The organism is Pseudomonas sp. SWRI99 (assembly GCF_014270125.1).
Lineage (GTDB): Bacteria > Pseudomonadota > Gammaproteobacteria > Pseudomonadales > Pseudomonadaceae > Aquipseudomonas > Aquipseudomonas hamedanensis.
This window is the reverse complement of the sequence record NZ_JABWQR010000033.1, coordinates 42,151-55,725: the sequence shown is the minus strand read 5'-3', so window position 1 is coordinate 55,725 and position 13,575 is coordinate 42,151. Positions and strand designations below refer to the sequence as shown.

Annotated in this window: 10 protein-coding genes; 8 read left to right on the top strand and 2 right to left on the bottom strand. The window is 60.2% G+C overall.

Going from position 1 to position 13,575, the window contains the following annotated elements:
* Positions 1-328 precede the first annotated feature (328 nt).
* From HU743_RS23130 to HU743_RS23105, 6 genes are all read left to right on the top strand, one after another.
* Positions 329-1,570, top strand: a complete 1,242-nt coding sequence (locus HU743_RS23130; RefSeq protein ID WP_186651430.1) for an SfnB family sulfur acquisition oxidoreductase — start codon at positions 329-331, stop codon at positions 1,568-1,570.
* A 23-nt stretch (positions 1,571-1,593) separates the two neighbouring features.
* On the top strand, positions 1,594-2,787 hold the full coding sequence (locus HU743_RS23125; protein ID WP_186651428.1) for an SfnB family sulfur acquisition oxidoreductase: 1,194 nt from the start codon (positions 1,594-1,596) through the stop codon (positions 2,785-2,787).
* Positions 2,787-4,145, top strand: a complete 1,359-nt coding sequence (locus HU743_RS23120) for an LLM class flavin-dependent oxidoreductase (protein WP_186651426.1) — start codon at positions 2,787-2,789, stop codon at positions 4,143-4,145. Before HU743_RS23125 ends, HU743_RS23120 begins: the two co-directional genes overlap by 1 nt.
* A gap of 124 nt (positions 4,146-4,269) precedes the next feature.
* Positions 4,270-5,079 (top strand): MetQ/NlpA family ABC transporter substrate-binding protein, encoded by an 810-nt coding sequence (locus tag HU743_RS23115; protein ID WP_186651424.1) that lies wholly within the window; start codon positions 4,270-4,272, stop codon positions 5,077-5,079.
* 2 nt (positions 5,080-5,081) lie between these two features.
* A complete protein-coding gene (locus HU743_RS23110; RefSeq protein WP_186651422.1) occupies positions 5,082-6,203 on the top strand; it encodes an ATP-binding cassette domain-containing protein in 1,122 nt (373 codons plus the stop codon).
* Positions 6,193-6,837 carry a methionine ABC transporter permease gene (locus tag HU743_RS23105; RefSeq protein WP_039764534.1) on the top strand — a complete coding sequence of 215 codons (645 nt, stop codon included), beginning with the start codon at positions 6,193-6,195 and terminating at the stop codon, positions 6,835-6,837. The genes HU743_RS23110 and HU743_RS23105 overlap by 11 nt, the downstream gene beginning before the upstream one ends.
* 66 nt (positions 6,838-6,903) lie before the next feature.
* On the opposite strand, the gene HU743_RS23100 is transcribed toward HU743_RS23105, so the two are convergent.
* Positions 6,904-9,669, bottom strand: a complete 2,766-nt coding sequence (locus HU743_RS23100; protein WP_186651420.1) for an RHS repeat protein — start codon at positions 9,667-9,669, stop codon at positions 6,904-6,906.
* 508 nt (positions 9,670-10,177) lie between these two features.
* Here HU743_RS23100 and HU743_RS23095 point away from each other — a divergent pair.
* The gene (locus HU743_RS23095; RefSeq protein WP_186636962.1) at positions 10,178-10,534 is read left to right on the top strand and encodes a hypothetical protein; all 357 of its coding nucleotides are present in this window, start codon (positions 10,178-10,180) and stop codon (positions 10,532-10,534) included.
* Positions 10,535-10,671: 137 nt separating this feature from the next.
* Entirely contained in the window at positions 10,672-11,298 is a 627-nt protein-coding gene (locus HU743_RS23090) for a class I SAM-dependent methyltransferase (RefSeq protein ID WP_186651418.1), read from the top strand.
* Position 11,299: 1 nt separating this feature from the next.
* On the opposite strand, the gene HU743_RS23085 is transcribed toward HU743_RS23090, so the two are convergent.
* Positions 11,300-13,549, bottom strand: coding sequence for a glycoside hydrolase (locus HU743_RS23085; RefSeq protein WP_186651416.1), 2,250 nt, complete (start codon positions 13,547-13,549; stop codon positions 11,300-11,302).
* Positions 13,550-13,575 lie beyond the last annotated feature (26 nt).

The following is a 13,575-nucleotide window of genomic DNA, read 5'->3' as shown; positions in this document are numbered from 1 at the left end:
GCGAGGGGATTTATCCCCGTTGGACTGCGTAGCAGTCCCTTTCATGGGCTCGCTTCGCAACCCGGCCTGGAAAAATCCCTGCCCCACAAGGATTCCTCGATAAATGGTTAACCAGACAGGCCACACACCCTTCTATATATATTCCTAAAAGTTAGTTTATTTAATTTTTATACACGCTTAGGGTATATGCACCGGACCACCGGACATTCTTTCAATCGTCGCACTTCGCGGCGTTTTTCATGAAATGTGAGGTAGGTAGCATGGTCCGGAACACAATCACCCCAGTGCAGATCGCCAGGGCATTGCGTGCAGCCAGGGAGCGGCGCTGATGTCCAGTCTGGCCGATGCAAACGTCCAGTCGGATCTGGACATCGCCCCGCTGTTGTTGCCCGCACAAGTCTTGCGCAACGACGCCCAGGCCATCCAGGCCGCCCGGGAGCTGGCGCAGGTCGCCCGCGTACAGGCGGCCAAACGCGATCGCCAGCGCAAGTTGCCGTGGTCGGAAATCGAACAGTTCACCCGCAGCGGCCTGGGCAGTATTACCATCCCGCGCGCTTACGGCGGCCCGCAGGTCTCGTTCGTGACGCTGGCCGAGGTGTTCGCAATCATTTCCGCCGCCGATCCGGCGCTGGGGCAGATTCCACAGAATCAGTTCGGCATCATCAATCTGGTGCTCGGCAGCGCCACCGAAGCGCAGAAGAAACAGCTGTTCCAGAGTGTTCTGGAAGGTTGGCGCATCGGTAATGCCGGCCCGGAGCGCGGCACTAAAAACACCCTGGAACTGAAAGCGCGAATCACCGCCGACGGCGGCGATTACCTGATCAACGGCCAGAAGTTCTATTCCACCGGCGCCCTGTTTGCCCATTGGGTCGCGGTGAAAGCGCTCAACGATGACGGCAAGCAAGTGCTGGCCTTCGTCCGTCGTGGCACTCCGGGCTTGCGCATCGTTGACGATTGGTCGGGCTTCGGCCAGCGCACCACCGCCAGCGGCACGATTTTACTCAACAACGTGCGCGTCGACGCGGCGTTGGTGGTCGACAACTGGAAGATCAACGAAAGCCCGAACACCCAGGGCGCCGTGTCGCAGTTGATCCAGGCAGCAATCGATGCCGGCATCGCCCGTGGCGCCATCGACGACGCCATCGACTTTGTGAAAACCCGCGCGCGGCCCTGGATCGATGCCAAGGTCGAGCGCGCCAGCGATGACCTCTACGTGATCGCCGACATCGGCAAACTGAAAATCGAACTGCACGCCGCCGAAGCGCTGCTGCGCAAGGCCGGGCAAGTGCTCGATCAGGTGCACGCCGCGCCGCTCACCGCCGAATCCGCCGCACGTGCCTCGATTGCGGTGGCCGAGGCGAAAGTGCTGACCACCGAAATCTCGCTGCAGGCCAGCGAAAAGCTTTTCGAACTGGCCGGCAGCCGCGCGACTCTCGCCGAATTCAATCTTGACCGCCACTGGCGCAACGCCCGCGTGCACACCCTGCACGACCCGGTGCGCTGGAAATACCACGCGGTCGGCGCCTATCGCCTGAACGGCACGTTGCCTGCTCGTCACTCCTGGATCTAACGACCAGCCATCTGGAGAAGCACATGACTTTTTCTCACCCCGTCGCAGTCATCACCAGCGATGAGCAGGCGCTGATCGTCGCCAGCGACCTGGCCGAAGATTTCAAACGCGACAGTGCCCTGCGCGACCGCGAACGTCGCCTGCCCTTGGCGGAACTCGAAGTATTTTCCCGCTCCGGCCTGTGGGGCATCAGCGTGCCGAAGGTATACGGCGGCGCTGGCGTATCCAATGTCACCCTGGCCAGGGTCATCGCGCTGATCGCTCAGGCCGACGGCTCGCTGGGGCAGATTCCGCAGAACCATTTCTACGCACTCGAAGTGCTGCGCGTGAATGGCAGCGATGAGCAGAAACGGCGGCTATACGCCGAAGTCCTCGCCGGCCAACGCTTCGGTAATGCGCTGGCGGAACTGGGCACGAAAACCGCTCACGATCGTGTCACCAGCCTCAAGCGTGACGGTGCTGGCTACCGCATCAATGGTCGCAAGTTTTACGCAACCGGCGCGATCTATGCGCAGCGCATTCCGACGTCCGTGGTCGATGAGAACGGCGTGCAGCAATTGGCTTTCGTCCCGCGCGACAGCAAAGGCCTGACCGTGATCGATGACTGGAGCGGCTTCGGCCAGCGCACCACCGGCAGCGGTTCGGTGCTGTTCGAAGATGTGTATGTAGCGGCTGACGATGTGCTGCCGTTCCAGAGCGCTTTCGAACGCCCGACCACTGTCGGTCCGCTCGCGCAGATTCTTCACGCCGCCATCGACACCGGTATTGCCCGCGCTGCTTACGAGGATGCGTTGCATTTTGTGCGCAGCAAGACGCGGCCATGGATCGACTCGGGCAACGACAACGCCAGCGAAGATCCGCTGACGCTGAAGAGCTTCGGCCATCTGAGCATTCGCCTGCACGCCACCGAAGCCCTGCTCGAACGCGCAGGCGAATTTCTCGATGCCGCGCAAGCCGACACCAACGCCGAGACCGTCGCCGCCGCCTCGATTGCCGTGGCCGAAGCACGGGCGATCAGCACGCAGATTTCTCTCGCTGCCGGCAGCACACTGTTCGAATTGGCCGGCAGCCAGGCCACCCTCAGCGAGCACGGCCTCGACCGTCACTGGCGCAACGCCCGGGTGCACACCCTGCACGACCCGGTGCGCTGGAAGTATCACGCGGTGGGCAACTACTACCTCAACGATGAAAAGCCGCCGCTGCGGGGGACCATCTGATGCCCGCTGCGAAAAAGAAGATCCTGCTCAATGCGTTCAACATGAACTGCATCGGTCATATCAACCACGGCTTGTGGACGCACCCGCGCGATACCTCGACCCGCTACAACACCATTGAATACTGGACAGAACTGGCGCAGTTGCTTGAGCGCGGGCTGTTCGACGGCTTGTTTATCGCCGACATCGTCGGCGTATACGACGTTTACCAGAACTCGGTGGACGTGACGCTGAAAGAGTCGATCCAGTTACCGGTCAACGATCCGCTGCTGCTGGTTTCGGCAATGGCGGCCGTCACCAAGAATCTCGGTTTCGGCCTGACCGCCAACCTCACTTACGAACCGCCGTATCTGTTCGCCCGACGCCTGTCGACGCTCGATCATTTGAGCCGTGGACGGGTCGGCTGGAATATCGTCACCGGTTATCTGGACAGCGCCGCCAAAGCCATGGGCTTGCGCGAACAGGTCGAACATGACCGCCGCTACGACCAGGCCGACGAGTACCTTGAGGTGCTCTACAAACTTTGGGAAGGCAGCTGGGAAAACGGCGCGGTGCTCAACGACCGCGAACAGCGAATCTATGCGCAGCCGGACAAAGTGCACAAGGTCGAACACACCGGCGAGTTCTATCAGGTCGAGGGTTATCACCTCTGCGAGCCGTCGCCGCAACGCACACCGGTACTGTTTCAGGCCGGCAGTTCCGATCGCGGTTTGCTCTTCGCCGGGCGTCATGCCGAGTGCGTATTTATCAGCGGCCAGAACAAGCCATCGACCAAAGTGCAGGTCGACAAGGTCCGCGCCAGCGCCGTCGAATCCGGGCGCAACCCCGAAGATATCAAGGTGTTCATGGGCCTCAACGTGATCGTCGGCGCCACCGAAGAAGCGGCGTGGGCCAAGCACGCCGAGTACCTGAGCTACGCCAGTGCCGAGGCAGGCGTGGCGCATTTTTCCGCATCGACCGGCATCGATTTTTCACAATACCAGATCGACGAACCGATCCAGTACGTGAAGAGCAATGCCATTCAATCGGCGACGAAAAACCTGCAGAACAACGACTGGACCCGACGCAAGTTGCTCGACCAGCACGCCCTCGGTGGTCGCTACATCACCGTGGTCGGCTCGCCCGGGCAAGTCGCCGATGAACTGGAAGCGTGGATCGCCGAAACCGGTCTGGACGGCTTCAACCTGACCCGCATTGTTACCCCGGAGAGCTACGTCGACTTCATTGAGCTGGTGATTCCGGAGCTGCAGCGGCGCGGGTCGTACAAGACCGCGTATGACAGCGGCACCTTGCGCGAGAAGCTTTTTCACGGTGAGGCGCAGCTGCCTGAGCAACACAGCGGATCTTCATACCGACGCTAAAAGCATCGCTGGCAAGCCAGCTCCCACAAGGGTCTGTGGCGTTCACAAAACCTGTGGGAGCTGGCTTGCCAGCGATGGGGCCATAACAGACACCACAAATTTTATGCACCGACTGGAAACCACCATGACCAAAAAAATCCTGTCCCACCCAGTCAAAGCACTGGCCCTGGCCTTCGGCCTGTTCAGTTCGGCCGTGTTCGCCGCCGATGCGCCGCTGAAAATCGGCACCACCGCCGCGTTTGCGATACCGCTGGAAGCCGCCGTCGAGGAGGCCTCCAAACAAGGTCTGAAAGTCGAACTGGTGGAATTCACCGACTGGATCGCGCCGAACGTCAGCCTCGCCGCCGGCGACATCGACGTGAATTATTTCCAGCACATCCCGTTTCTGGAAAACGCCAAAGCCGCGTCAGGTTTTGACCTGGTGCCGTTCGCACCGGGAATCATCAACAACGTCGGCCTGTACTCAAAGAAATACAAAAGCTTCGATGAGCTGCCCGAAGGCGCCAGCGTCGCCATCGCCAATGACCCGATCAACAGCGGTCGCGGCCTGCAACTGCTGGCCAAGGCCGGGTTGATCACGCTGAAACCGGGGGTGGGCTACAAAGCCACCGAGGACGACATCGTCGCCAACCCGAAAAAGATCAAGATTCTGCAAGTCGAGGCCGTGCAACTGGTGCGCGCCTATGACGATGCCGATCTGGTCCAGGGCTACCCGGCCTACATTCGCCTGGCGAAGACTTTCGATGCCGGCTCGGCGCTGCTGTTTGACGGCCTCGATCACAAGGAATACGTGATTCAGTTCGTCATCCAGCCGAAAAGCAAAACCGACCCGCGCCTGATCAAGTTCGTCGATATCTACCAGCATTCGCCGGTGGTGCGCGCGGCGCTGGATAATGCCCACGGCAAGCTGTATCAAGCCGGCTGGGAAAGCTGAGCATGACGGCCGCGATCCAACGGCGACTGGCCATTCCAGAGCCACACAACGCTGAAAAAACCGAGCTTCATCCTGAACTCAATCGCGCCCATGTGCGCTTCATCGGCCTGGGCAAAACCTATAACGGTCGGCAAGGCCCGGTCGCGGCATTGCAGGGCGTCGATCTGGCGATTCAGCACGGTGAAGTGTTCGGCATCATCGGCCGCAGCGGCGCTGGCAAATCGTCGCTGATCCGCACGATCAATCGTCTCGAACAACCGACCTCGGGCCGGGTGTTGATCGATCAGGTGGATATCGGCGAGTTCGATGAAGACCGTCTCGTCGCCCTGCGCCGGCGTATCGGCATGATCTTCCAGCACTTCAATCTGATGTCGGCCAAGACCGTTTGGCAAAACGTCGAATTGCCGCTGAAAGTGGCGGGTGTGCCGAAAGAGCGACGCGAGAAAAAGGTCCGTGAATTGCTCGAACTGGTTGGCCTGCAAAGCAAGCACAAGGCCTATCCGGCGCAGCTCTCCGGCGGGCAGAAACAGCGGGTCGGCATCGCCCGCGCGTTGGTACACGATCCGGACATTCTGCTCTGCGACGAAGCCACTTCGGCGCTCGATCCGGAAACCACGCAATCGATCCTCGGCCTGCTGCGAGAGATTAATCAGCGCCTGGGCCTGACCATCGTTTTGATCACCCATGAAATGGCGGTGATCCGTGAAATCTGCGACCGCGTGGTCGTGCTTGAGCACGGCCGTATCGTCGAGCAAGGCCCGGTCTGGGAAGTGTTTGGCAAGCCGCAGCACGAGGTCAGCCAGACCTTGCTCGCACCGCTGCAACACGCGTTGCCGGACGATGTGAAAAACCGTTTGCAGGCGCAAGCGCCATCGCCCGATGCCGCCGTGGTGCTGCGCTTGCAGTTCACCGGCAGCGCCGCTGGCGAGCCCGATCTTGCCGCACTGTTTGCGGCGCTGGGTGGCCGGGTGAAGCTGCTTCACGGCGGCGTTGAGCGCATTCAGGGCCATGCGCTCGGGCAACTGTTGTTGGCCGTCAGCGGCTCATCGCTCGACGCCGGACAATTACGTGAAAGCGCCGGGCAGTGGGCGCAACGGGTGGAGGTACTGGGCTATGTGGTTTGATCGCTTGCTGCAGGGTTTTATCGATACGTTTCTGATGGTCGGCGTGTCTTCACTGATCGCGCTGCTGGTGGGGATTCCCATGGCAGTGATTCTGGTCACCAGCGACAAGGGCGGCATCTACGAGGCGCCGGTGCTGAACCGTGCGTTAGGCGCATTCGTCAATCTGTTCCGCTCGATCCCGTTCCTGATTCTGATGGTTGCGCTGATTCCGTTCACCCGGTTGATCGTCGGCACCACTTACGGTGTGTGGGCGGCGGTGGTGCCGCTGACCATTGCCGCGACGCCATTTTTTGCCCGGATTGCCGAAGTCAGTTTGCGCGAGGTGGATTATGGTCTGATCGAGGCTGCGCAGGCGATGGGCTGCCGGCGCTGGCACATCGTCTGGCATGTGTTGTTGCCTGAGGCATTGCCGGGGATTGTCGGTGGTTTCACCATTACCCTGGTGACGATGATCAACTCCTCGGCCATGGCTGGTGCGATTGGTGCGGGCGGTTTGGGTGATATCGCTTATCGCTACGGCTATCAACGTTTTGACAGCCAGATCATGTTGACGGTGATCGTGTTGCTGGTCGCGTTAGTGGCGGTGATCCAGTTGGGTGGGGATCGGTTGGCGCGGGGGTTGAACAAGCGTTGAGTCCATACTTAATCAGCGCAAGGGAATGCTGCCCTCTTGCGCTGATAGCATTCACCGCAGCAAAGGTTAGCGAGAAAACAAACGCTGGAAAAAGGAGGATTTGCTGGTTTTGGGTTGGGTGGATGGCTCTGGATTGCTTGCGGTCAGTGAGGACGACATGGGCGCCGATACGGGTTCGGCCGCCAGCACGGAACGTTTCATATAAATTTCTTTAGCGCTCAGCCCTGTCGCGTCCATCTCGAAGATGAGGCCAAGCGCTTTACTGTTTTCCCAAAGCGCCTTGGCAGCCTCCCATACACCATGCTCCTTCAAGTATCCGATAAGATCTCGATAATCGTTTTTGAATCGATTGACAAGAATTGAATACTGCTCGGGGGAATCAATCGAATCCATTCGCAGTGCCGAACCAAAACCCAGGCTTTCAGGAACCGTGACGAATCTGACCGACTGAGCCGGTGCGATTTCACTAACCAGCGCTTCATGGCCAACAGAAGGTTCCGGTTTGTAATGGCCAGAACTATTGTCGATGGTAAATCCTGCGGTATTCAGCGGATCGATTCTCAATATGCCCGCAAACTCCGGCAACCCCATACCCGGCTGTATGCCCATGTGTTGTTGATACATATTGGCAAAGAGACGAAGCCTCCCGGTTTGATCGCGGAACAGGGCTACTGCATCACCGAATGCCGTCGGTGTCCAGACTGAGGACTCTCCCTCATAAGCTTCCATACCCCGCCCATAAACCACGCCGGTGCTCGCGAACGATTGTGCTTCGTCGTTCCAGATCAGTTCTTCAAACCATCCCGTCTCAATGCTCTTGGCCATAGGGTTGACGATATCGCTGATGAAAACATCTGCCGGAATTTTTACCGTGCCTTGCCAGTCGTAAAAGCTGACGGGGTTATTTCCCACCATCGTATAGCGATTCAGCCCATCAGCCTTTCCTGCCGGGTCGGGACATATCCAGCGCTGCAGCCATGGCGCGTAATATCGATATCCATAGTAATAAAGTCCGGTAGCGTCGAATTCCCGGCCCGAATAACGGGTTGTCTTGTGCTTTACAGTCAGTGCATCTCTGCCTGCCCAGCACGCCGTACCGCCATACGGGTAAAAGTGCTCCTGACTGAGAAGCCCGGCAGACTCATCCAATTCCAAAGTGCTGGAGCCGAGATGATCGCCAAGGCTATAACACTGCTGATCAATTTCATCGCCATCAGGCCAATGGAGCAGGCGCACCTGATTACGCCCTGTCTCGATACTGATCACATGCCATTCTCGACCATCCGCCCCGCGGTGGACCTCAAGGTTTGGCAGATAGCGCACTTCCGCTCGACGCATCTTCCCGGATGCTTGAATGACATGGGTCTTGCGCAGCCGATGACCCGGTTCACTGCAGTGATAACATTCGTAGTCATCGGTCTTATTCCCGCGGTTGACCAGCGCAACCCGAGTTAGCTCATTACGGACATTCCACGTCATGGCCTGACCACGTTGCAACTCGAGCTGATTACCCGCCGCATCAAACCCCAGCGCTATCTCCGCTTCCCCGGGCAAAGAACCATCGTCGCGCTGCGCCAGGCTCCGATTGCTGTGATGGGAGGTGTACATCGAAAACCCCGTCGCACCGCTGTGGTGGCGGGTGATCAGATTACCCGCTGCGTCGTAATCGAATTTCTGCGTGTAGTTGCGTCGTTGATTGGGGTCCAGCGGCGTTGGCAGCAGATCCGGCAATGCCGGGCCATGGCTCGGCTTGCTGACCTCCCAACCGCTGGCCTCGACCAACTGATAAAGGCTGTCGTAGCGATACCGACTGACCGGATCGATACGCTGATTGTTGAACCAGGACACGGCTTGAGTCTTGTCTTCCAGGCTGATGATGTTGCCAACCGGATCGTAGACATAATTCAGATCCTGCAACGCAGGTCGCGCGCCGATACTGGCGAGCAGTCTGAGCAACCGGCCATCATCGCGGCTGTATTCGGCACGGGCGATGACGCCGTTGCCGGCCGTCTCACTTTCGATCTGACCCTGCGCGTTGTAGCGAATGGCACTGACCAGGCACTTCGGCTGCCTGCCGTCGCCGGCCTGCAACAGCCAGGTCGCGCAAGATTGCCCGGCGACGTTGTAATGCTGCGTTCTGAGGTTGCCCATCGCGTCGGTGTGATGCTGCAAGTCGCCGGCTGGATTGAAGTTCTGTCGGGTGACGTAGGTGGTTTCCTCGAGATAGTCATCCCGGCGGTCGGGTTCGAGTGGCCAGTCAAGCGCCTCCAGCTCAATCAAAAAACGTCGCGATTCCACCAGCACTGCGCCGCCGAGGCCGTAGTCATTGAAGTGCCGATTGCCGGCAGGGTCATCGTGGCGGATCGGACGGCCGCATTGATTGTGCTGGGCGCAATCATCCGTGGCGCTGCCATAAGTCCAGCGCTCGACCACGCAGGACTGCCCCTCATGCGCTTGCTCAGTCAGCGCCAGCGGACGCTGCAGATCATCGTATTGGCGATGACTCTGGCTGCCACGCGCATCCCAGTCAGAACAAACCGACCCCGCTTCATTCAACAGCCGCACCTGCCAGCCAGCGTCAACGCTGTCTGTGAACAATGCTTGGCCACTCAATGCGTAGCTTGTGGTCAGATTCGGCTTCGGCGCAACGCCCCACAACCGCGGATCCCACGACGCCACCTGACGCCCCGCGTTATCAAACACCTGGCGGGTGATGCGCGCGTCGATGTCGGGTTTGTCCGGATGCCGACAATAGGCAACGCCACGAATTGCCAATGCGCGCGGGTCAATGACCGACAAGGTCGGCGTGGTGGTGTCGCGGCGAGTGTTCACGGCTACGCGAGTCCTCGGGTCAGTGTCCCCATACTGAGCCGGTTTTCCTTGGTTCGATACTGTAACAACTAACAGGTGCTAAGCTGCGTGCAACGCGATGGCTCATGGCCACCGAACTCATCTGATGACGTCGCTGGTTACGAATAAAAGGCAAGATCCTTGGTGAAAACCAGACATTTCCCACAGGTAATTTTCCATTTCACCGGGCATGACCACCGCCCTTTGCAGGACGATTCCTAGATTATTTTCGACGCTTGTACCCGAAATATCCCGTAGCTAATCTCCGACCGTCACTGCTCGGCAGTGACCGGGTGTAGTCGCTCGGATTCGCTGGGCGTGCAGACAGACCTGACATCAGCAGAGAGTTTTCATCTGATGGATGGCAGCTGTGCGCGGGGCACTTTCAAGTGCGCCGGTGCTTGTGATCAGCGACTGACCCGCGTGCAGCCGCCGCCTGCTCGTTTAGTCGCGAAATGGTTGGCTCCCACTTGAAGTCAGGAGTTTACCTATGGAAAAACATCTTCCCGATCCTCCGTTCAACCTTGCCTCTCACCAGAACTTTACTGCGGATCTGCTCAAGGATCGCTCCGCCCTTTGCCGAGCAGTGGACACCCATCTGGCCGGCAACCCCATGAACCTGCCAGGGCAAAAACGCGTGTACAGCATCAGCAATGATGTGTCGCTGGAGGACGCTCAGTTGTATGTCGCCGACCTGCTGCGCTGCGCCTCGGTGACCGTGCACCAGTGTGGCGATCATCTCGGAGGCGAAGATCGGGCCATGGTGTTCTCGGTCTGGCATTTGCTGGAGATGGCCAAGGCGATGGTCGATCGCTCGATCGACTGTCTGGAAATGAAACGAAGCTGAAGCCCGCTCTGAGGATCGCAGATTTGGGCAGCGCCAGCAGCGCTTGCAGTAACCCCGCTGGCGCTGCCCAAGTCGGCGATCTTTCAAGCCCGAAAACGCTTATAGTCAGGCCTGACTTCGCCGACACAGCCCCGATCATGAAACAGACGCCTACCGACCTCGAACAGATTACCGCCACCACCCTGGGCCACTACAACTCAGTGGCCGAAGACTTCCGTGAAGGCACCCGCGACCACGACGTCAGCCAGAACATCGATGCGTTGCTGCGCCACATCAGGGCGCAGGCGCCGTTCACGATCCTCGATTTCGGCTGCGGCCCGGGGCGCGACTTGCAGACGTTCACGCGAATGGGGCATGTCGCTGTCGGTCTCGACGGTTCGCTGGAATTCGCGCGGATGGCCCGCGAGGACAGCGGTTGCGAGGTCTGGCAGCAGGACTTCCTCAAGCTGGACTTGCCGACCGCGCGCTTCGACGGCGTCTTCGCCAACGCCACGCTGTTTCATGTGCCCTCGCAGGCGTTGCCGCAGGTGCTCAAGCAATTGCACGGCACGCTGAAAGCCGATGGCGTGTTGTTCAGTTCCAATCCGCGCGGCGACAATCGTGAGGGCTGGAACGGCCCGCGATACGGCGCCTACCACGACCTTGAAGCCTGGCGTCGATTGCTGACGGATGCCGGGTTTGTCGAACTGGAGCACTATTACCGTCCCGCCGGTCTGCCCCGCGAGCAGCAACCGTGGCTGGCCAGCGTCTGGCGCAAGGTCTGACCTACGGCGCGGCGAGCGCTTCGTAACGGCTGACCGAACCTTGCGGTGTCAGCGCCATCACGCTATGCCCGGGCAGCATCTGCCCCTCCAGCTCACGCGGGACGGTGTCAAAGTTGGCGATCAGTCGCGTGCCGTCCTCGAACGTGGTCCGCTGCATTTTTCTATCCTCGCTCAGCCACTCGAAAGCACTGAGCGCCTGGGTCGCCAGTCGCTCGTGCAGCGGACGAAAAAACCGCTCCTGACGCGCAATCAACGGCAACCGCTGCGCAAGCGTCGTTGCACTCAGGTGATACAGCGGTGGCACGTTGTAGAGCAACTGCGCGAGTTCGTTTTCGATGCGCACGTTGCTCAATTTCAGGTTGTCGAACAGCCAGTGATGGCTAGTGATGATCGATCCGTGAAACACCGTTTGGTACAGCGGTAAACGGTTCTCGGGTTCAAAGTGAATGCGCCGATACGACGCCTTCACCGGCACCGACTTGAAGAACACTGCCGGTTGTTCCGGTGGATACCACTGACCGACGAAGAACGGCGAGCCGGGTTCTTGCATCTCGCCATCGCCCCAACCGATCACCGGCGTCTGCATGCCATGGGCAAACAGCAGGTTACGGGCGGTGGTCGCGTTGCCGCCCTCGGAACCGCTCGGCACTCGCAGGGTTTCGTTGAGCCAGCGGGAGGCCGCGACATTGCCTTCGGCGTTCTGCGCCTGGGTCAGGGGCGCGTCGGAACGATAGCTGTCGAACACCATGCCCGCGGCGTAAGCATCAAGAAACCAGCTGTTGAACCCGGCAGCCTGCTGGATGGCGCGCACGCGTTGCTCCAGTAGCGGTCGCACGCACCGCGGATCGGTGTAGTGGCCCGCCTGTTGAAAACCGCGTTTCAGCGCACCGCCCTCCAACACAATTGCGCAATCGCGGTTTGCCCGGTCGCCCAGGTGCGCAGTGGTCCAGTCCGGGTTTTCGTCACCGCGCAACGCTGTCTCGTAAGAGTCGTACGGCGCGATCAGATAGCCTGCCTTTACCCCAGCGCGAACCGCTTGCGGATGCCACAGCCCGCCCTCCCAGCCTTCGCCGAGTCCCAACCACAAACGCGACAGCCCGGCGTCCTGCAGTTGCTGCATGGTACGTTGCGACAAGGTACTGCCCCAGCGCGTCGAGTCGGACGTCAGCGCATTCGCCAAGGCACTGGCCAGTTGCGCGCGCACCTCGGCGTAACTGTTGACCAGCGCCGACATGTCCGGGACCGCTTGAGCCTGCCAGGTCTGGCGTGCCTGGGTGTTCAATGCCTGGTTGAGGCTACGCAACAGCAGGCTCTGCTGATAGCGGTTGAGCAAGGTCTCGCTCGCGATCAGTCGCAGCGCTTCAGCATCCATTGCGGCGCGCAGTTCGCCGGCAAGCGGCGCCGAACCACGCAGGCGGGCGAGCAGCAGCGGCCAATTGCGCACGTCGTCCGGCCCCAACAGACCGTTGCCCCACAAGTAGACGTGGTTGGCGCCCAGCAGCTTGCGGGCCTGCGGGGTTTTCGCGAACTTGTCCTGCAAGGTTTCGTACTGGCCACTGTCGATCAGCCATTGCTTGTAGCGTCGGGCGCCGGCCAACGGTTCGGCAGCGCCGAGAAACAGGCGGAACGTCAGCGGCCTTGAGGGTTCAAGCGAGGTGAAGCGGTGCCGCGCCGATAACGCCAGCGCATCGCCGTCCGCAGTGAAGCGCAGCTGATTGTTATAAGGCTCGGTCATCAGCCAGTGCAGGCTGAACCCGGCATGCGCCATCCCCCACAGCGGCAGGCTCAGGTCCTGGGTGGTATCGACTGCGCCTTGGTTGATCAGGAACCGGCGCCAGACGGGATCGCCACGGGGCACGTAATGCCCTTCGGCGAGCGGCCAGATCAGTGCCTGGCCCATCGCACTGCCGGGCTGATGCATAAACTCGAGTTCGGAAGGCGTCCGCGCGGTGATCGAGAACGACACCTCGCGTTGGTCCAGCTCGACACTGAGCGCCCAGACACCTCCATCCCACTGCCAGTCGAGGCGGTTGTCGCGCCTGTTCAGTTGGCTGACCGTGTGCCGCAGCCCACCGGTCGAGGCCTGCACGGCGGGGCGACCGGTGGGTTCGACACGTACCGCCAATGTCGCCGGATCGACCGCGACTCGCCACAGCGCGTTTTCCAGCAGGACTTCGGCCAGCGATGACGGCGACAGACTCAGGCCAGCCAGCAGCAGGAGATGGCGCAAGCAGCCAGCAACGGTCGACATCGGACGTCCCTCCTCAAATGAAGGAG